We start from the raw sequence: 20,605 nt of genomic DNA on the forward strand, positions 1-20,605 counted from the left end.
CTATTAAATACAATTATATCATATATTTATTTTTTTAGTGTGATGGGTAATTTTAAATATTTAAATATATTGCAAATTACCAAATTATAGATTAATATGATATAAAATACATACATATACTATTAATGTAAATAACGAAGATTTATTGAATAAAACAAGAATTAAAACACCAAAATGTTAAGGATATATTCCCTTATACTTAGTATAAGGTCTATATAGAAATTATTAATATTTAGGGGGGATTATTTAATGAAAACAAAAAGAATACTTAGTTTGCTGCTGACATCAACAATGATGTTAACGGTTGCAACAGGCCTAGTGGGATGCAAAAAAGACAAAGCAACAGTTTCAACGAATACTAGTACTAAAAAAGATGATGATCAACATTTAAAGTTAGTATTTATTGAACCTTTGACCCTAGATCCAAATGAAGCATCGGATGTAGATTCTTTCACAATAATAAATGAAATGCAAGAAGGGTTAGCAAGAATAAAGGTTGTAGATGGGAAGGACAAAATTGAACCAGCAGGAGCTGAAAGCTGGGAAACATCTAAGGATGGATTAACTTGGACTTTTCACTTAAGAGATTATAAATGGAGCGATGGAGTGCCAGTTACGGCTCAGCAATACGTGGATTCATTCCAAAGACTTCTAAAAAAGGAGAATGCCTTTTCATATGCTTACTATGCCTATGAAATAAAAGGTGCTGAAGATTTCAATAATGGTACTGGAAAGTCTGAAGATGTTGGGGTAGTGGCAAAAGATGATAAGACATTGGTTATAAATTTAGTTAAACCTACACCATATTTTGAAAAGAAATTACCGTTTGTTAATTTTGGACCAATAAGACTTGATGTTATAAAAAAAGGTGGAGAAAACTGGAAAACAGACATTGCAAACCAGGTTTATTGTGGACCTTATAAAATAAAGGAATGGGTAAAGAATAACAGCATGACATTTGAAAAGAATCCTACCTATTGGGATGCTAATAACGTATTCATTAAAACGGCAGAGATGAATGCAATTCCAGAATTCTCAACCCAAGCTCAATTATTTGAGAGTTCACAACTAGACGTTACTGGATGTAGTCAAGAGTATGTTAAGAAGTGGCAAGACGAAGCAAAGGCAGGGAAATTTCAATTTGCAGAAGGGGACAAAGCATCTACTGGGTATTTAGCCTTCAACAATGATGGTGGACCAAGTGGATTAATGTCAAATAAAAAGATAAGACTTGCAATGTCATTAGCATTTGATAGAGAAGACTATATAAATACACTTTTGAGTAGATATTCTCCAGCCTATGGGTGGATTCCAACGTCATTACAATCAGGTAAAGATGTATATAGAGATGAAGTTAAGGAGCCATTAAAAGATTTAGCAACTGAGTATGTAAACAAGCCTGAAAAACTTCAAGCATTATTTAAAGAAGGACTTAAAGAGCTTGGAAAAGATACAATTGATTTAAGCAAGATAAAGATTAAATATGTTACTTCGGGAGCTGACTCAGCTGCAAAACAAAAAAATGAATGGTGGCAGCAACAATTCAAAACGAATTTAGGAATAGATTTATCTGTAGAAGTATTTGGAACTGCTCCACTTTTAGAGCAAGCTAAAAAAGATAGAAAATGGGATGCTTGCTACGGTGGATGGGGAGCAGATTTCGATGATCCAATAAACTTTTTTGAAGTATTTGCTAGTGAAGGTGACAATAACAAAATTAAATATAATAACCCAGAGTATAATAAGATAATTAAAGATCTTGAAACTGAGATAGACCCTGCAAATAGAGTGGAAAAATATCAAAAACTTGAAGCGATGCTAGTTAAAGATGACGTTGCTTTAGCTCCGATTTATTATCAAGATACAAGGAGATTTTCACAAAACTATGTTAAAGATTTTATGAGTCCTCATTTTGGAGCTACTTATGAATGGAGATGGGCATACACTTCTGGTAGAAAATAGTAATCATAATAATAATGCACAGGAGCTCATTGCGAGCCCTGCGCGTTATAAAAAAGGAGAGAGTTTCATGATTCATTATACTATTAGAAGATTTGGGGAAATGTTACTCACGCTTTTTATAATAGCAACAGCTACATTTTTTTTATTGCAAGCAGTGCCAGGTGATCCACTAATTTCAAGAGTGGAAAAATTACCAACAAATATAAAAGAACAAGTTTATATAAAATACGGATATGATAAACCGGTTGGTGAAAGATATGTTAAGTGTATTACGGGTATGTTAAGAGGCGACTTTGGTGAATCCATAGTTTATCCTGGACAAACTATGGGAAGTATAATAAAAGACAAGCTACCAGCATCTGCGAGGCTTGGAATACAACAAATGGTACTGGGAATGGTTATTGGAATTATGCTGGGGATTCTTGCAGCTATGAAAAGAGGTACATGGATTGACTACACCGTAATAACCAGTGCTGTTTTTCTTATTTCTATACCATCCTTTGTATTTGCATTACTACTTCAAAAATGGTTTGCAGGAGATCTTGGGTGGTTTCCAGTAATAGGATGGCCTAAAGGTAAAGATTTGTGGCTGGGTGGATGGGAGTATACAGTTCTACCTACATTAGCAGGATGTTTTGGCTATATTGCACATTATTCAAGACTTTTAAAAACCTCTATGCTTGATGTTATTAATCAAGATTATGTATTAACTGCAAAATCTAAAGGATTATCAACTAAAAGATTAATATCTAAGCATATAATGAGAAACTCAATGATACCAATAGTTACATTTCTTCCTATGACTATTGTAATGTGTATAACGGGATCATTTTTTATTGAAAGAGTATTTTCTATTCCAGGACTGGGGCTTTATTATATAGGGGCAGTTCAAGGACTAGATCTTCCGATAATTATGGGACAAACAATATTAACTACGGCTATGTATATATTGTGTATATTTATGTCCGATATATTGTATACAGTTGTTGATCCAAGAATAAGACTTACAGGTGGTAAAAAATAAAGGGGGGAGTTATCAATGACAAAATTTAAAAAAGAAGAATTTGAGTTAATTGATTGTGAACAGCAAAATGCTGATATGATAACAAGACCCAATATAACATACTGGCAGGATGCTTGGAGAAGACTTAAAAAAAATCCTATTGCAATGATATCGTTAGTGATATTAATAGTATTAATATTAATGGTTATTTTTGGTCCGTATATAAATGGAAAGGATTTCAAGACGGTTAATGGAAGCAAAAAAAATATATCACCCTGTAGTGAATATTGGTTTGGAACTGATGCATTAGGAAGAGATTTATTCGCAAGAATTTGGTATGGTGGTAGAGTATCCATTGCAATAGGGTTGATTGCAACAGGCATACAAATAATTGTTGGATGCTTATACGGCGGTGTAATGGCTTACTTTGGCGGATGGATAGATGAGGTTATGATGAGAATTATAGAGGTATTAACTAGTATCCCATCATTACTTTTAACAATACTAATAATGGTGGTTTTAGGTAATAGTATTACAACTTTAATTATTGCATTGACCATTACATCATGGTGTGGTACATCAAGAATGATAAGAGGGCAGTTGATGCAACTTAGGGAAAATGAATATATACTTGCAGCTGAGGCATTAGGCGCTTCGCCGGTAAGAGTTATAATAAAACATTTAATTCCAAATACAATAGGAGTATTGATATTAACTATTGCAACTAGCATACCGGGATATATATTTGCAGAAGCAGGACTAAGCTTTTTAGGACTCGGACTTCAGGCTCCAAATACAAGCTGGGGTGTGCTTATATCCTATGGACAAAGTGCAATGGCTTTTTATCCATATCAATTATTTTTTCCAACATTTGCAATTTGTTTAACAGTGTTAGCATTTAACTTGTTTGGTGATGGTTTAAGAGATGCACTTGATCCAAAACTTCGTCAATAGTAGGAGGCAAACTATGGAAAAGTTAATAGAAGTTAAAAATTTAAAAGTATCATATAATACTTATGCCGGTGAAGTACAAGCGGTAAGGGGAATGTCCTTTGACGTAGATAAAGGAGAATGTATAGCAATAGTTGGAGAATCAGGATGTGGTAAAACTGTTACTTCTAAGGCAATAATGGGACTAATACAATCACCACAAGGTGTTGTTAAAGAAGGTAGTGAAATTGTATATAAAGGTGAAAATATATTAAAATTTACTGAGAAGCAGTGGCAAGATTTTAGGGGTGAGCAATGTAGTATGATTTTTCAAGATGCTTTAACAGCCTTAAATCCAACTATGAAAGTTGGCAACCAAATAGCAGAAAATTTAATGATTCACAGAGGCATGGATAAGAATGAGGCTTTAAAAGAGGCCTTAAAAATGTTGGAGCTTGTTGGAATTCCTAATGCGGATAGAAGGCTTAAGCAATATCCACATGAATTTTCAGGTGGTATGAGGCAAAGAGTTATGATTGCCATAGCACTTGCATGTAATCCAAGTATGATAATAGCTGACGAGCCAACCACAGCCTTAGACGTTACAATACAAGCACAGATTATAGATATAATTAAAGGTCTTCAACAAAAGCTAGGAACATCGGTTATACTAATTACTCATGACCTTGGAGTGGTTGCTGACCTTGCTAATAGGATATTTGTTATGTACGCTGGCAAGGTAGTTGAAGGAGGAAGTTTTGAAGATATATTCTACAACCCTAAGCATCCTTATACTTGGGCATTACTTAAAGCAGTGCCAAGATTAGATCTTGAAAATAAGGAAAAACTAGTAGCTATTAAAGGCACACCACCTGATATGGTTTTTCCTCCAAAGGGCTGTGGATTTGCACAGAGATGTTCACATTGTATGAAGATATGTTTAACAAAGGAACCTCCTGCATATAAATTTGGGAGAGAACATAAGGCATCTTGCTGGCTACATTATGAAATGGCTCCAAAGTTAAATATACCTTTTGAAGTTGGTGGGGGTGTTTTATAATGACAGAAAATAAAAAAGATGTAGTATTAGAAGTTAAGAATTTAAAGAAATATTTTGATGTAGGAAAAGATGCAGTTTTAAAAGCAGTTGATGATGTGAGTTTTGTAATAAGAGAAGGTGAAACAATAGGTCTTGTTGGGGAATCTGGCTGCGGGAAGACTACTTGTGGTAGAACTTGTATAGGAATGTACAATAAAACTTCCGGTAGTGTCCTATATAAGGGAAGGGATGTTCATAAAATACAGGGGGTTGAAAAGAAAGCATTTTACAAAGAAGTACAAACAATTTTTCAAGATCCATATGCATCATTAGATCCAAGAATGACAGTTGGAGACATAATAGCAGAGGGAATTGATATCCATAAGATTGCGGCTAATGGTAAAGATAGAACAGATAGAATTCAGAATCTTTTACAACTAGTTGGGCTTAATAAAGAACATAGTAATAGATTTGTTCATGAGTTCTCAGGTGGACAAAGACAAAGAATAGGGATAGCAAGAGCATTAGCTGTTGAACCTAAATTTATAATGTGCGATGAACCTATATCAGCCCTTGATGTTTCCATACAGGCACAGGTTGTAAACCTTCTTATTAAACTTCAGAGAGAAATGGGACTTACTTATTTATTTATTGCCCATGATCTTTCAATGGTTAAACATATGTCTGACAGAGTAGCTGTTATGTATCTAGGTGTTATAGCTGAAATTACAGAGAGTGGAGAGCTTTATAAAAATCCTCTTCATCCATATACTAAAGCTCTTTTATCAGCAATTCCAATTCCCGACCCAAGACTTGAAAGAACAAGGGAAAAGATAATGCTTAAAGGTGAGGTTCCAAGCCCAATAAATCCTCCAATTGGATGTAGATTTAAGACAAGATGTAGCTATGCTACTTCCTTATGTAGTGAGCAAACACCACTTCTTAAAGAAGTAGCTCCAAATCATTTTGTAGCTTGCCATTTATATTAAAATGATTTGTTATTTTAATATAAATGTATAGGGGAGGATAACCATATGGACAAAATTTTAATTTTTATTAAGGATATTATTAAATCAATAATATTGGGATTAATAATATCTCTAATATTAATATTAATATCTATATTAGGAGCTATTTTAGTAATACACGGTGGAACTAAAGTCACACTGGAAATTGTACGTAGTACATTATTCATTGTAGGAGGCCTTGGCTTAATTGTTTATTCTGGTTTTATATTAAAGAGAAACGCAAGAAGATCGCTTAGAAATGATAAGCAGTGGAAAGAAAGGTTTCAAGTTATAAACTTTGTTAATGTGCTACTCATTGTAAATATCATGATTCTGATTTCAGGAATTGTAATTGATGATATAAGATATTACCTGTAGATTTATCTCAAAAATATTATTGAAGTAGAGAAGTCCTATATAATTTCAGAAAATGCTCTACTTCTTTTTTAAAAATAAACTGTGTTCATGTTGCAGTTACAAGTCGCGTTGATTATTGTTAATAAATAAAATATATTGATGGTATAATTTTAGTGACTATATGTTGTAAAAGTGCGTACTTACATTAAACTAATATAGTAGTATTATTATAACTAATGACAATAAAAATAAATGTTTATTTTATGTAGGGCAAATAGGGCATTATACTGTTATTAAAAGGCTTTACAATGCGGTGTATTCAAAAAAATAAGTAAACGGAGGACTTTAAAATGAATGAAACTTTAAAAAACATAAGAAATAGAAGAAGCACAAGGGCGTTTTTACCAGAACAAGTTAATGGAGCACATGTGACAGATATAATAGATGCAGGTATTTATGCACCGAGTGCTAATAATACGCAGCCATGGCATTTTACGATAATACAAAGAAAAGATATTATAGACAGATTAAGTGATGCTTTTAAAAAAATTGCTAGAAAATCTGATAATGAATATATTAGAAGATTTGCTGATAATGAAAAATTTCATGTGTTTTACAATGCACCAACTGTAGTATTAGTTTCAGGAGACAAAAGTAACAACTCCGCCTCAGTTGATTGCGCAGTGGCAGTAGAAAATATGCTTATAGCAGCAGAAGCCTTAGAAATTGGTTCTTGTTGGATTGGTCTTATTGCACATCTATTAAATAGTGAAGAAGGTGCAGAGTTTGTTAAGGAGCTTGAAATACCAGAAGGATTTAGACAAATACATGCATTTTGCCTTGGATATAAAAAAATTGAGATAACTAATGCACCAGCGAGAAAAGAAAATACGGTAAATTATATAAAATAATGATATAAGGCATCAATATATAGGATTTACTATAATTCTATAGGGGGAGATTTTAAATGTATGATAAAGTTATAGAATCAGTAAATTATATAAAAGGTAAGGTAGATAAGAAACCAGTAGTTGCAGTGATATTAGGTTCTGGCTTAGGAAATTTAGCGGGTGCAGTTGAAAATAGCAAATACATTGAGTATAAAGATATTCCTAATTTTCCACAAACTACAGTGGCAGGGCACCAGGGTAGATTAGTTTTCGGGCAAATTAGTGGTGTAGAAGTAGTATTAATGCAGGGAAGATTTCATTACTATGAGGGATACACAATGAAACAGGTAACCTATCCTGTATATGTTATGCAACAGTTAGGAATTAAAAATATTATTGTAACAAATGCATGTGGAGGAATAAATACAAGTTTTACTCCAGGAACATTAATGATTATTAATGATTTCATAAATCTTGTTAGTGATAATCCATTAATTGGAGTTAATGATGAAAGATTTGGTTTGAGATTCCCGGATATGTCTGAACCATATAAAATAGAACTTATTGATAAGGCGAAAACTATTGCAGATGAGATTGGTGTAGAATATAAAGAAGGTGTTTACGCTGGTTTTATGGGACCGTACTATGAAACTGCTGCAGAAATTAGATCGATTGGAAGACAAGGGGCTGATGCGGTTGGGATGTCAACAGTTCCTGAAACAATAGTAGCAAACTATTTAGGAATGGACGTGATTGGTATTGCTTGCATTACAAATATGGCTACAGGAATTCAAAAAGTTAAACACTCACATGATAGGGTAGTAGAAACCGCAAGAAAAGCATCTACGAAATTGTGCAAATGGGTGGTTAAGATTATTGAATGTATGGGTTAGCCTAAGTACATACTTAAGCAACTCTAATCGGTATAATCACAGTTATTACTGTTAAAATCAAATAGTAAGTATGCTTTTCTCTATTTGTATTTTCTTATAAAACTAATAAATAACTATTTATCTATTAGTTTTATAAAAAAAGTGTTTACAAATACGTAAAAATGATATATAATAAAGATGTTGTCGGACATGCTTCATTAGCTCAGCTGGTTAGAGTACCTGACTCTTAATCAGGGTGTCCAGGGTTCGATTCCCTGATGGAGCACCATAAAGAAACATCAAGATCTTGTGATCTTGATGTTTCTTTTTATATAGACTAATTTTAAAATATTAACATATAATACAATAAAATATAAATTATACAAGGGGGAAATTATGGGTTCATACACCGTGTTAATTACAGTAGGTATAGTTGTAGTATCATTAATTTTAATTGCTTATGGCATAGGGTTTACAAGCATAGGAACAGATGAGGTGGGGATTGTCGAGAAGTGGTGGAGTTTAAGCGGCTCAGTGCCGGCCGATAGTCTTATAGCACTAAAGGGAGAAGCGGGTTATCAACCAGAAGTACTAAGGGCCGGTGTTCACTTCAAAACGCCTTTCAAGTATAAGGTTAAGAAGGTAAGGCTCGTAACTATACCACAAGGTCAAATAGCTTATGTATTTTCAAGGTCAGGGGAAAGTTTAGGGGATGGTCAAACTTTAGGTAAGGTTATACCACAAAGTAAGTCATTTCAAGATGTTGTGGCATTTTTGAATAATGGTGGACAAAAAGGTCCACAGAGACATATTCTTCGTGAGGGTACTTATGCATTTAACTTGGCACAATTTATTATAATCACGAAAGACAAGGTACACTCTATATTTACGTCAAAAGATGAGACGGCACAAATAGAAACAATGCGAAGTGACTTAGCTAGAGAAGGTGGGTTTAATCCTGTAATTATATCAAGTTCAAAAACTACGGAGCAATACACTCAGCAGAATGATGGTAGTGAAATGGAAGCCTCATATAATAAAGGAAGGAATAAGGACGGTAACCTTGATACTATAGGTATTGTAACTATCAATGAGGGGCCTACACCGGACAATGGAGCAATTATAGCACCTATTGTTGGTGAGAGTATAAATAATGAGTTCTATCACAATAACTTCCAAGAGCCAGAAAAGTTTTTAGCTGCAGATGGCAGAAAAGGTAAGCAGATGCAAGTACTTACGGATGGAGTTTACTTCATTAATAGAATGTTTGCAAGTGTTGATATAGTACCTAAAAGTATAATAGATATTGGTTATGTAGGGGTTGTGGTAAGTTATTTTGGTGATAAAGGGGAGGATGTTTCAGGTACGGGTTATTCTCATGGAGAACTTGTAGAGCAAGGCAAAAAAGGTATTTGGAGAGATTCCATGATGCCAGGAAAGTATGCATTTAATACTTATGCAGGTAAAGTTGTACCAGTTCCTACTACTAATGTAATATTAAAATGGATTACTGGTCAAAGTGGAGTGCACAAGTTAGATGATAATTTAAAAGAGATTAGTTTAATAACTAAGGATGCCTTCGAGCCTAATCTACCACTAACCGTAGTATTTAACATCGATTATAGAAAAGCATCATCAGTTATACAAAGGTTTGGGGATATTAAAATGCTTATTGAACAATCGCTTGACCCAATGATAGCTGGTTACTTCAAGAATATTGGGCAAACTAAGACTCTTATACAATTAGTTCAAGATAGAAGTGAAATTCAGAAGCAGGCATCAGATGAAATGAAAGAGAAGTTTAAACTATATGATTTAGAGCTACAAGAAGTATTAATTGGAACACCGGCAGCTTCTGCTAGTGATACAAGAATTGAAAAAATTCTTGCACAGCTAAGAGATAGACAAGTAGCTATGGAAGAGATTAAGACCAATGAAGCTAAACAAAAATCTGCTGAAAAGCAAAGAGAATTAAATGAAGCTCAGGCAAAAGCAACAGCACAGTCAGCTCTTACGCAATCAAGTATTGACATAGAGGTAGCGGATAATAAGGGTAAATCTGAATTGAGATTGGCAGAACAGTTAGCACTAAAAACGCAGAAACTTTCTGAAGCGGACAAATATAAGAGAACTCAAGAAGCTGATGCTGAAAGATATACTAGAGAAGCCCAGGCAGCGGCACAAGCCAAAACTATTGAATTAACTGCGGGTGCTAATGCTAAACAAGTGGAACTTGCGGCAAGAGCAGAATCATTCAAACTTGAAACAGTAGGTAAAGCAACAGCACTAAATATTAAAGCAGTTGCAGATGCTACTGCTGAGCAAGAAACAAAGGTAGGTATCGCAAAGGGGACAGCGGCGAGGGCTTTAGTTGAGGCATATGGCGGCCCAGATTTACAAGTTAGGCAAAGCGTTATGATAGCATTTGCAGAGGCGTTAAAGATAAGTAAATCTCCACTAGTACCACAAACCATAATAATGGGTGGAACTGATGGGAAAACACCTAATGCAATGGAAGGTATAATGAGTATGGTGCTTGCAAATATGGCAAATGATAAAAGTGTAGTGATGCCTAAAGATATAGATAATGTAAATGCTAAAGATGTAATAAAACAATAAAGAAACTAATGTAAAAAAACCATCAGAATAAATTAATTTATTCTGATGGCTTTTTTATTTAACAACATCTAACCTATAAAGTTTTGTATTGCAAGAAAAGCCTTAATATCTATCTTCTCATTAGAACTGATTAAAATACTAGCTTCTTCCTTGGATAATAACATAACTTCAATATCCTCATCTGGTTCTAAATAATATTTTGATATTTCGCCTGAGCAAGTACAATACACTAAGGCAGCAGACTCGTCTGTCATACCTGTAGATATATACGCCTTAGATTTTGTCTTATCATAATCAATTTGAATCAAATCAAGGCCGGTTTCTTCTTTTAGTTCGCGGCTTACAGTAGTTTTAAAATCCTCTCCACAATCTATAAGTCCAGCTGGGATTTCATAAACATAATTATTAAGAGGAACCCTAAATTGCTTTATAACCACTAATTTATTTTGAGCTACATGAGTAGCTACAATTATAACAGCGTCTATATTGTCCTCTGCGCCATTAAAATAGTTGTTTTTTAATGTAGCTAAATCTTTTCTAGAAGCTATGGACCAATTTCTAGGTTCTCCACTTTTATTGGTATACTCTGCATTATAAAGTTTTAAATACTTTGTATCTGCTAGTGTTGTAATGTTTTTTATACTCATTATTTCATCTCCAGTAATACTTCATTTTATGCTATCTATATTAGGTTACTCAAAATCCTCTGATTTTAAATTATTCACATAATCTAAAACGGCATCTAGTGATTTAGAGGAGTACATTGCGTCTACTCCGCCTTTATGATAATAAACCGAAAAGCGATCATTTTTGAAATAGAAAATGTGATAGCTTCTACTACCTACCTGTCTATGCCCTAAACAACTTTCGTCATCTATAATAAGCTCATTCAATATTTTATTTCCTACATTGACATCATTTATGACAGCTAAACTCAAATAACGAGGTTCAAAAGTAAATTCTTTCATTGTGTTCATTTTAATTCCTCCTTAATTAATGTATATAAATTAATAGTAGCACTTTGAATGAATAAAAACAAATAAAGGAAGAAGTAATCATTAAGAAATATATGAAATATTTTACCAATATTCAAGAGAGAAGTTACAATTAATAGCTAAATGTTCAATTTAAATAAATTCGATTGATTTATATTAAATAGTATTATATACTGTTTGTAGTGGAATAAAAAAAATGTAAAAAAATCGTATATGATGAAATAAGTTATACTTTTATGCTTGTTTTGTGATCAAATCAATCAAGTTAAAACTTATATTTACGTTATTTATTTTTTGTAACTTACGGTGTAATCGTTATATTTTTATTTTTTATAACTTGCAATGTAATCGTTATACATACAAAGAAATGAAAAAATTTTAATGATTTATGCAATGTGAAATTATATTAGAAATCTAATAGCTAATCAAAGAAAACTTTCAAGGAAATATGGAAGTTTAAAATGACACACTAATGTGTATGATCAAAAATTACATAAGAAAAAATTAACTCTTTATCAAAATTTAAGACATAATTTTTATTTTGAAATTTTGTTGAAGTTTTAAAAAAATATCGAAAGGGGGAGCTACTCTCAAATTATTCAACAGTAATTATTAACGTACGAAAATTTAATTTATAATTGTATATATATTAAAAAAACTGCGTAAATGAAATTATTAATTTATTAGTGAATATATTTGACCATATTTTGAGTAGCATATATGTTTAATGAGTTTATTAAAACTATCACCAGTATTTTTAATGGCGGGATTGATGATGTCCAGAATGGATGCATTAATTGCAGCTCCAATTTCAGTAATTTATGCAGCTATAATAGCGGCAATAACTTGTAAGTTCAAATTTAATGATATTGTTGATTCTGCTGTGGAGAACGTAAAAGAAATGCAATTAGTTTTTTTTATACTAATGCTAGCATATGCACTAGCAGAAGCGTTTATGTCAACAGGTGTTGGAGCTGCGATAATTAATTTAGCACTTACGCTTGGAATAACGGGTAGAACAGTAGCGCTTACAGGCCTTTCAGTAACAGCTGTTCTATCAATTGCAACAGGATCTTCATGGGGAACATTTGCAGCTTGTGCTCCAATTTTCCTATGGCTAAATCATATAACAGGTGGAAATATAATGCTTACTACAGCTGCTATTGCAGGAGGAGCTTGCTTTGGAGATAATATAGGACTTATTTCAGATACAACTGTTGTAAGTTCTGGTATTCAAAGTGTTGATGTCACTGATAGAATAAAGCATCAAGGTGTATGGGCTCTTATAACGTTAGTAATAACGGCAGGTATTTTCTACTTTGTAAGTGTGTCAATGAACCTTCCAACTATAGTTGGAAGTTCATCCCAAGCAATAGATCAAATCCCAGAAAGTGTGTGGAAATCCCTTGAAGCAGCTAAACCATCAGCAGTAGTACTATTAAATCAAGTTAAAACCGGAGTTCCAGTTTACATGATTATTCCACTATTGGTAGTGCTTGTAGTTGCGGTAAAGGGAATGCCAACACTTGCTTGTTTAGGACTTGGAATAATAACATCGTTAATCCTTGGATTAACAGCTGGAACAATAACAGACATACCTCAATTTTTAGAATTAATGAAAAAAGGATTCGCAGATGCAGGTTCATGGGTTATAGTAATGATGATGTGGATTGGAGCTTTTGCAGGTATAATGGGTAAAATAAATGCATTTGCACCATTGTCAAGATTGGTTTCGAAAATGTCATGCAACGTAAAACAACTTATGTTTTGGAACGGTATGCTTTCAATTCTTGGGAATGCAGCATTAGCAGATGAAATGGCTCAAATTGTAACAGTTGGACCAATAATTAAAAATCTTCTTGAAGACAACGTAGAAGGTAGTGAAGAAGACTTATATACGCTACGGCTTAGAAATGCTACTTTTGGAAGTTCTCTTGGAGTATTTGGATCTCAGCTTATTCCATGGCACGTATATATCGGATTTTATGTAGGGATAGCCTCTGCAGTTTATCCATTATACAAATTTGCTCCAATTGATATAATAAAATATAACTTTATGGCTATGGTAGCAGTATTTTCATTATTAGTTCTTACAATAACAGGTTGGGATAGATTTATACCCCATTTCAAATTGCCAAGGGAACCTGATGTAAGATTAAAGAAAAATGTAGAAGAGGAAGTAAAAGAAGAACGTTCTGCATAAAAGTAAATAAACATATCTTTATAAAAAGCTCACTGAAAAGTGAGCTTCTTTTTTATTGTAAAATTTTAATCTTATAGTTATTTTTTGATTATTTCTAAGTTAAATTTAGGATATACAATAATTGATGCATTGAATGTTGTAAATAAAACATACTACTTATAACATAAAAAATTATAAATTATAAATTATTATAAATTTTATAGTTAAGGGGGAATCAAATGAAGAGGTTCACAAAAACAACTTCTATATTGGTAGCAATTGGATTATTATTTAATAGCTTCAGTAATGTCGCACTAGGTGCGCAAGTCGTACATGGTACACAAATCGCACTAGGTGCGAAAACGAAGCAGGTAAAATTAAATAATTCATTGTCAGTTATAAGTGATAAGGAAGAGTTGAAAACAGGAAAAAGTATATCAGGCTTTAAGTTAGAGTCTAAAAAATGGCTTCCCGATGTACACTCAACTGCCATGATATTTAAGCATATTAAAAGTGGGGCCAAACTGATTTATTTACAGAATGAGGATGAAAACAAAGTATTTTCAATAAGTTTCCGTACTCCAGTGAATGATAATACTGGTGTTAACCACATTATTGAGCATTCAGTTTTATGCGGTTCAAAGAAGTATCCTGTTAAAGACCCGTTTTTAATTATGACTAAGCAATCACTAAGTACATTTATAAATGCGTTTACAGGACCAGATTTTACAATGTATCCAGTAGCAAGTAAGAATGAAAAGGATTTTGACAATTTGATGAGTGTATACATGGATGCAGTGTTTTATCCAAATATATCTAAAAATCCTAAAATACTTAAACAAGAAGGGTGGCATTACGAGGTTAATAGTAAGACAGGAGAGTTACATTATAATGGAATAGTATACAATGAAATGAAGGGGAATAACTCTTCTCCAGAGGTAATATTATCTAATACTATTAATCAATCGCTTTTTAATGAAAATTCATACAGTTTTGAATCGGGAGGTAAGCCAGATAATATTCCTGACCTAACCTACGACAAATTTATCGAAACATATAAAAAATATTATGTTCCATCAAATAGCTCTATATATTTATATGGAAAATTGGATATTGAACATACATTGAAATTTATGAATGATAATTATCTGAGTAAACTTAAAAAAACAACAGTGGATAGTAAAATTAAATTACAGAAACCTTATGAAAATGAAAAAAAGGTTGAAAAAACAGCTTTATATCCTGTGGCTAAAGGTGTAGGTACAGCAGATATGACGTACTTATCATCTAATTATATGATCGATAAGGTAACAGATGTAGAAAATATTTTAGGTTTTCAAATATTGCAAGAGATTCTTTTGAATACTAAAACTTCACCTCTAAGGAAATCATTATTAAATAATGGGATTGGAGGGGATGTCTATGCAAGTTTTAACCCCTCAACTAAGCAACCAACTTTCAGTATAATTGCTACCAATGCAAATGAATCAGAGAAATATAAATTTAAAAGTCTTGTTGATGATTCCTTAAAACAAGTGGTAAAAGAGGGGTTTGATAAAGAATTAGTAAATTCAGTATTCAGTGCTGTAGAACTAAGTTTGCGCACTCAAAATTCGGATGCTAACAGAGGTATGAATTATATGTCTTCAGCTTTAAATTGCTGGAATTATGATGTGAGTCCTACAGAATATCTAGAGATTACCCCAGCACTTAATAAAATAAAATCTAAAATATCCGATGGGTATTTTGAAAAGTTAGTACAAAAATATTTATTGGATAATAAAAATAATTCATTAGTTGTTTTAAAACCTTCTAGTGGATTAAATGAAATAAAAGAAGAAATGGTAAAAAAGAAACTTTCAGAGTATAAAAAATCACTATCGCAAATTGAATTAGCTACAATTAAAAAAGACGCAGAAGAATTAAAAAAATGGCAGGGAACATTAGATTCAAAAGAAAAATTATCGAAAATACCAACGCTTACACTTAAGGATTTAAATTTAAAATCAGAAGAAATTCCAACAAAAGAAAAACTAGAAGGAGGTATAAAAGTATTAAGTCATCCGATGTTCACTGATGGAATTACTTATTCTAATTTATATTTTGACAGTTCAAAGGTTCCTCAAAACAAAGTATTATATTTGAAATTACTTGCGAGTGTTTTAGGAAATATTAGTACTGAAAAATATAATATTATGCAACTTTCAAATAAAATGATGAAGTATACCGGGGGAATTGCCTTTAATTCAACATCATTTAAAAATAATACTGATAGTAATAAATACTCTCCTAAAATGAGTGTTTCAGTAAATTCTATTAATAATGCATTACCAAATTCCTTGGAACTATTAGATGAAATAATGAATCATAGTAAGTTTGATGATAAGGAACGGATGAAAGATTTAATTAAAAAAATAAGAGTAAATTATGAATCTATGTTTGTTAATGAAGGTAACCGAATTGCAATAAAACGTACATTGTCCTATTTATCATATAGTGGTAAGTATACTGATTTGGATTATTTGCCTTACTACGATTTTATTTGTGATTTGGATGATAACTTTGATGTGAAATTTGAAGAAACGGTAAAAAATTTAAATGATGTTAAAGATATTGTATTTAACAAAGAGGACTTGGTTGTAAGTTACACTGGAGATGAAAAAAATTATGAAGAATTTGTTATTAGTCTTAATAAATTAGGAGAAAGAATTAAGGATAAAAAATTTCCTAAGCAGAAATATGAGTTTGATTTTTCGAAAAAGAATGAGGCTTTTATAATTCCATCTCAAGTGCAATATGTGGTTAAGGCTGGTTGTTTTAAAAAAGCAGGGTACAACTATAATGGACATATGAAGGTTCTTGAAAATATTTTAAATAGTGATTATTTATGGCAGGAAGTTAGAGTGAAAGGCGGTGCATACGGTGGGGCTATGAGTTTTACAAAGGACGAGGTATTGTTCTATTCTTACCGCGATCCAAATTTAAAGGAGACATTAAACACATTTGATGATGCTGTAAAATTTTTAAAAAACTTTAAAGCAAGTGAAAAGGATATGACTAATTATATAATAGGAACGATAGGAAGTATGGATTCTTTAGCAGGGCCATCTTCTAAAGGTCTAATGGGGGACAATATGTATTTTACAGGAACTACTCAAGCTGATATTCAAAAGCTACGTGATGAAGTGTTAGCGACTACCGCGGGTGACATAAGAAACTTCGCGGATCTGTTGGATACTATAAAAAAACAGAAATTACACTGCGTTGTTGGTAGTGAAACTAAAGTAAATCAAAATAAAGATTTATTCGATAGGATTATAGTACCTATTAAGAAGGCTAAACATTAATATTTCAGCTCCGCAGGAGATGATTAAATATGCTTTAAATTGCAGTATACATTTAGAAAAGAACATAAAGCGCAAGTTTTATGTTCTTTCTGTGTTTATGGTATAATTAAAAGAATATAAAACTTAAGAACTAGGGAGAAAATATGTTGAAAGAAGATATGATATTACAAATATTTAATGAAGGAACCAGTGGTAAAAATCATGCCAGTGGGCAAAGGGTCCTTAATAATGATTTGGTTTCTTCTGTAAATATTACAAATGAAGATAAATTAATATGTATAGATGGAAATGTGATTTCAGAGAAACTTTTTAATGAATATCGCACGAAAATTGAGATGGATGCAGTTCGGAGAAGTATTTTTACTACATTCTGTAGCTGTTCTGATTTTGAAAGCAATGAGTTTAAAAAAGAAAATTATTGTTGCAAACATTTAGTAGCAACATTTTATAAAGCATTAGAGGATTTATCAAGTCACCCACTTTTAAGGGAAGATGATGTTATGAATCCAAGTACATTTAAAAATAGTAGTAATGTACTATCTATGCTTTTGGGCGATGAAAGACATAAAGAAGAAATTAAAATAGAGGTGTACATAAATAAAAATCAGTGGACTAGCGACCTTACAGCTGAGTTTAAAATAGGGTTAACTTCTATGAGTGCAAGTAATCTTTATGTTTTAAAGGATATCAATCACTTTTTATTAGGGTATTATAATAATATTCCTATAAACTATAGCAAAAATTTTACTTTTAATATGGAAAATCAAAAAATGTCCACAAAGGATAAAAGGATTATTGATTTTATTGAAATGTTAAAGACGATTGAGGGAACTCGGAGGCACGTTAACAGACGTGAAGACCGGTATGTAGATGGAAAAAACATAAATATTCCTAAATATCTAACCAGGGAATTTTTCGAAATTATAATTAAGCATAGAGTCTATTTAAATGATGGCTTTTTTTATAGACCTGTGGATACAGAAATTTTATATGAGTCTCCACCCCTAGATTTTGATTTAAAAATAATAAAGGATAATTATGTACTTAAATCTTCAAGCGGAATGCCAGCATCTTTAGGATCTAAGAATGATGTTTTCTTGTATGGAACAAATATATATATTCCAGATTATGAGTTTTGTTATAAGATAAGTCCGTACCTTCAAGTTTTTAATGAGGCAAAGGTCGTAACTATTACAAGATTTGAGGAGGAGAATATATTAAGAAGGCTGATTCCAGATCTTAATTTATTGTCACCGAGTGTTGTTTTATCTAAGGCTATAAAAGATAAAATAGTAATGGGTAAGTGCGAGTTTAGTTTCTACTTTAATCAGGAGGGGAAAGATATTACTCTAACATTAAAAGTAAAGTATGGAACTTTTCAGTTTAATATCTTTGAGGATTGCCTTGAAAAAATAGTATATAGGGATTATAAAAAGGAAGCTCAGGTTATATCAATTCTAAAAGTTTTAGGTTTTCAGGAGATAAGAAATAAGTTTTATTTCTTAAAGGGAGGGGACTATATATTCAAATTTTTTAAAAGTGATATTGGGAGACTTCAAGAAATAGGAGAAGTTTATTACTCCGAAAACTTTAAAGGTATAAAATCCTTAGGTGCTAAGGGTATTAGTGGAGATATTAAAAGCGGAAAGTATAATTATTTTGAAATGGATTTTAAAATAGGGGATATTGAGCCACGAGAAACTACAAATATACTAAGAGCTTTTAGAAATTATCTTAAGTATTATAAGCTGAAAAATGGTGAGTATCTTGATTTGGAGGAATTAGAGCTTTATAAATTCTTAAAGCTTTTAGATGTGATTACACCATCTGATAGTGATAATAATCATATTGAAATATCTAAAAGCAAAGGTATTTTCCTAGATGGTTATTTAAAGGAAAATAACATTAGATATATAAAAGGAAAAAAAGAATTAAAAGAGGTAAGAGATAAGATTAAGAATATTGAAAAATTGAATTTTAAAGAACCAGTTGATTTAAAAGGAAAATTAAGAGAGTATCAAAAGATCGGATATAATTGGTTTAAAACATTAGATTATTTAGGGTTTGGTGGGATTTTAGGAGACGAAATGGGTCTTGGTAAAACTATTCAAGCTATTACTTTTATATTAGCAAGTAAGGGAAGTAAGACTTTAATTGTAGCACCTACATCCCTAATATATAATTGGATAAGCGAGTTTGAAAAGTTTGCACCTAGGTTAAAGGTTGCTGCGGTTAATGGGTTAAAGGACGCGCGAGAAGAAATAGTAAATAATATAGAAAATTATGATGTGATTATAACTACCTATAACCTATTAAAGAGGGACTCGGAAAGTTACAAGGTATTAGAGTTTGATTATTGCATACTTGATGAAGCTCAAAATATAAAAAATCCAAACTCTCAAAATGCAATAGCTGTGAAGGAGATAAGGGCGAAGACAAGATTTGCACTATCCGGTACACCAATAGAAAATTCTCTTATGGATTTATGGTCTATATTTGATTTTATAATGCCAGGATACCTATATGATCAAAAGAGATTTAGTGTAAGATACCATAAAAAGCTTAAGGAGAGTCCGGAGATATTAGAAGATTTAAATAGGCTTATAAAACCTTTTATTTTAAGGCGTCTGAAAAAAGATGTTTTAAAGGAATTACCTGATAAAATAGAAAAAACGCTAATAGTAAGTTTAGAGGAGGAGCAAAAGAAAGTTTATAAAACCTATGCAAATCATGCAATGGAACTTATTGAAAAGAAGGTGAAAAATGATGAGTTTAAAAATAGTAAAATAGAGATACTTTCGTATATAACAAAGTTAAGACAAATATGTTTAGATCCAAAAGTACTCATGGATGATTATAGTGGTGGTAGCGCAAAAATAGAAGCTCTAGTGGAACAACTTCATAAGAGTATAGAGGAGGGGCATAGAGTACTTGTTTTCTCTCAATTCACCTCTGTTCTTAAGAATATACAAAAAAGACTTGTAGTAGAGAGAATAGCTTTTAGTTACTTGGATGGATCAGTGCTGTCAGAGAAGAGAATAAATTTGGTAAAAGACTTCAATGATGGCGAAAATTCTGTATTTTTAATAAGCTTAAAGGCTGGAGGCACAGGCCTAAATTTAACTTCTGCAGATGTAGTAATTCACTTTGATCCTTGGTGGAATCCAGCAGTAGAAGAGCAGGCAACTGATAGGGCTCATAGAATAGGGCAAAAGAATGTGGTGAGTGTTATAAAAATTATAGCTAAGGGCACAATTGAGGAAAAAATTCTGTCACTTCAAGAAGAGAAGAAAAAGCTTATATCAGAGCTTATGGGGGATGAACTATCTGGCGGCGAAGGTTTTGCAGCCTTAAGTGAGGAAGAGATATTTGGATTGTTTGAAATGAAAGAGTAAAACTTGA

Annotated in this window: 14 protein-coding genes and 1 tRNA gene; 13 read left to right on the top strand and 2 right to left on the bottom strand. The window is 32.1% G+C overall.

The window, feature by feature from the left end:
- Positions 1–249 precede the first annotated feature (249 nt).
- The 10 genes from ACWJKS_RS04190 to ACWJKS_RS04235 all read left to right on the top strand — a co-directional run bounded on the left by ACWJKS_RS04190 (position 250) and on the right by ACWJKS_RS04235 (position 10,679).
- Positions 250–1,962 (top strand): peptide ABC transporter substrate-binding protein, encoded by a 1,713-nt coding sequence (locus ACWJKS_RS04190; RefSeq protein ID WP_165413105.1) that lies wholly within the window; start codon positions 250–252, stop codon positions 1,960–1,962.
- A gap of 67 nt (positions 1,963–2,029) precedes the next feature.
- Entirely contained in the window at positions 2,030–2,986 is a 957-nt protein-coding gene (locus ACWJKS_RS04195) for an ABC transporter permease (RefSeq protein WP_165413127.1), read from the top strand.
- Positions 2,987–3,001: 15 nt separating this feature from the next.
- Positions 3,002–3,919, top strand: a complete 918-nt coding sequence (locus tag ACWJKS_RS04200) for an ABC transporter permease (protein WP_165413106.1) — start codon at positions 3,002–3,004, stop codon at positions 3,917–3,919.
- 13 nt (positions 3,920–3,932) lie between these two features.
- Positions 3,933–4,955, top strand: coding sequence for an ABC transporter ATP-binding protein (locus ACWJKS_RS04205; RefSeq protein ID WP_165413107.1), 1,023 nt, complete (start codon positions 3,933–3,935; stop codon positions 4,953–4,955).
- Positions 4,955–5,923, top strand: coding sequence for an ABC transporter ATP-binding protein (locus tag ACWJKS_RS04210; RefSeq protein WP_165413108.1), 969 nt, complete (start codon positions 4,955–4,957; stop codon positions 5,921–5,923). Before ACWJKS_RS04205 ends, ACWJKS_RS04210 begins: the two co-directional genes overlap by 1 nt.
- Positions 5,924–5,968: 45 nt before the next feature.
- A complete protein-coding gene (locus ACWJKS_RS04215; RefSeq protein ID WP_165413109.1) occupies positions 5,969–6,319 on the top strand; it encodes a hypothetical protein in 351 nt (116 codons plus the stop codon).
- Positions 6,320–6,648: 329 nt separating this feature from the next.
- Positions 6,649–7,209: a nitroreductase family protein gene (locus ACWJKS_RS04220; protein WP_165413110.1), complete on the top strand. Its 561-nt coding sequence runs from the start codon at positions 6,649–6,651 to the stop codon at positions 7,207–7,209.
- Between the two features lie 56 nt (positions 7,210–7,265).
- Positions 7,266–8,081: a purine-nucleoside phosphorylase gene (locus ACWJKS_RS04225; protein WP_462960492.1), complete on the top strand. Its 816-nt coding sequence runs from the start codon at positions 7,266–7,268 to the stop codon at positions 8,079–8,081.
- A gap of 191 nt (positions 8,082–8,272) precedes the next feature.
- Positions 8,273–8,349: transfer RNA gene (locus ACWJKS_RS04230), tRNA-Lys, on the top strand.
- A gap of 107 nt (positions 8,350–8,456) precedes the next feature.
- Positions 8,457–10,679, top strand: a complete 2,223-nt coding sequence (locus tag ACWJKS_RS04235; RefSeq protein WP_165413112.1) for a flotillin family protein — start codon at positions 8,457–8,459, stop codon at positions 10,677–10,679.
- Positions 10,680–10,747: 68 nt separating this feature from the next.
- Here ACWJKS_RS04235 and ACWJKS_RS04240 read toward each other — a convergent pair whose 3' ends face one another.
- Both ACWJKS_RS04240 and ACWJKS_RS04245 read right to left on the bottom strand, forming a co-directional pair.
- On the bottom strand, positions 10,748–11,326 hold the full coding sequence (locus tag ACWJKS_RS04240) for an NUDIX hydrolase (protein ID WP_462960493.1): 579 nt from the start codon (positions 11,324–11,326) through the stop codon (positions 10,748–10,750).
- 45 nt (positions 11,327–11,371) lie between these two features.
- Complete coding sequence (locus ACWJKS_RS04245) at positions 11,372–11,656, bottom strand: hypothetical protein (RefSeq protein WP_165413114.1); 285 nt, start codon at positions 11,654–11,656, stop codon at positions 11,372–11,374.
- 745 nt (positions 11,657–12,401) lie between these two features.
- Here ACWJKS_RS04245 and ACWJKS_RS04250 point away from each other — a divergent pair.
- The 3 genes from ACWJKS_RS04250 (at position 12,402) to ACWJKS_RS04260 (ending at position 20,598) form a co-directional block, all read left to right on the top strand.
- The gene (locus tag ACWJKS_RS04250; protein ID WP_165413115.1) at positions 12,402–13,877 is read left to right on the top strand and encodes a Na+/H+ antiporter NhaC family protein; all 1,476 of its coding nucleotides are present in this window, start codon (positions 12,402–12,404) and stop codon (positions 13,875–13,877) included.
- Between the two features lie 218 nt (positions 13,878–14,095).
- Positions 14,096–17,203 carry an insulinase family protein gene (locus ACWJKS_RS04255; protein WP_165413116.1) on the top strand — a complete coding sequence of 1,036 codons (3,108 nt, stop codon included), beginning with the start codon at positions 14,096–14,098 and terminating at the stop codon, positions 17,201–17,203.
- Between the two features lie 143 nt (positions 17,204–17,346).
- Positions 17,347–20,598 carry a DEAD/DEAH box helicase gene (locus tag ACWJKS_RS04260; RefSeq protein ID WP_462960494.1) on the top strand — a complete coding sequence of 1,084 codons (3,252 nt, stop codon included), beginning with the start codon at positions 17,347–17,349 and terminating at the stop codon, positions 20,596–20,598.
- The last annotated feature ends 7 nt before the right edge of the window (positions 20,599–20,605 follow it).

The sequence above is a fragment of the Clostridium sp. CM038 genome (genome assembly GCF_055081105.1).

Excerpts from the sequence above, each read along its gene's own strand:
- ACWJKS_RS04225 (WP_462960492.1), top strand. The coding sequence starts at position 7,266 with ATGTATGATAAAGTTATAGAATCAGTAAATTATATAAAAGGTAAGGTA.
- ACWJKS_RS04210 (WP_165413108.1), top strand. The coding sequence starts at position 4,955 with ATGACAGAAAATAAAAAAGATGTAGTATTAGAAGTTAAGAATTTAAAG.
- ACWJKS_RS04260 (WP_462960494.1), top strand. The coding sequence starts at position 17,347 with ATGTTGAAAGAAGATATGATATTACAAATATTTAATGAAGGAACCAGT.
- ACWJKS_RS04220 (WP_165413110.1), top strand. The coding sequence starts at position 6,649 with ATGAATGAAACTTTAAAAAACATAAGAAATAGAAGAAGCACAAGGGCG.
- ACWJKS_RS04245 (WP_165413114.1), bottom strand. The coding sequence starts at position 11,656 with ATGAACACAATGAAAGAATTTACTTTTGAACCTCGTTATTTGAGTTTA.
- ACWJKS_RS04235 (WP_165413112.1), top strand. The coding sequence starts at position 8,457 with ATGGGTTCATACACCGTGTTAATTACAGTAGGTATAGTTGTAGTATCA.
- ACWJKS_RS04195 (WP_165413127.1), top strand. The coding sequence starts at position 2,030 with ATGATTCATTATACTATTAGAAGATTTGGGGAAATGTTACTCACGCTT.
- ACWJKS_RS04250 (WP_165413115.1), top strand. The coding sequence starts at position 12,402 with ATGAGTTTATTAAAACTATCACCAGTATTTTTAATGGCGGGATTGATG.
- ACWJKS_RS04205 (WP_165413107.1), top strand. The coding sequence starts at position 3,933 with ATGGAAAAGTTAATAGAAGTTAAAAATTTAAAAGTATCATATAATACT.
- ACWJKS_RS04240 (WP_462960493.1), bottom strand. The coding sequence starts at position 11,326 with ATGAGTATAAAAAACATTACAACACTAGCAGATACAAAGTATTTAAAA.
- ACWJKS_RS04190 (WP_165413105.1), top strand. The coding sequence starts at position 250 with ATGAAAACAAAAAGAATACTTAGTTTGCTGCTGACATCAACAATGATG.
- ACWJKS_RS04200 (WP_165413106.1), top strand. The coding sequence starts at position 3,002 with ATGACAAAATTTAAAAAAGAAGAATTTGAGTTAATTGATTGTGAACAG.
- ACWJKS_RS04215 (WP_165413109.1), top strand. The coding sequence starts at position 5,969 with ATGGACAAAATTTTAATTTTTATTAAGGATATTATTAAATCAATAATA.
- ACWJKS_RS04255 (WP_165413116.1), top strand. The coding sequence starts at position 14,096 with ATGAAGAGGTTCACAAAAACAACTTCTATATTGGTAGCAATTGGATTA.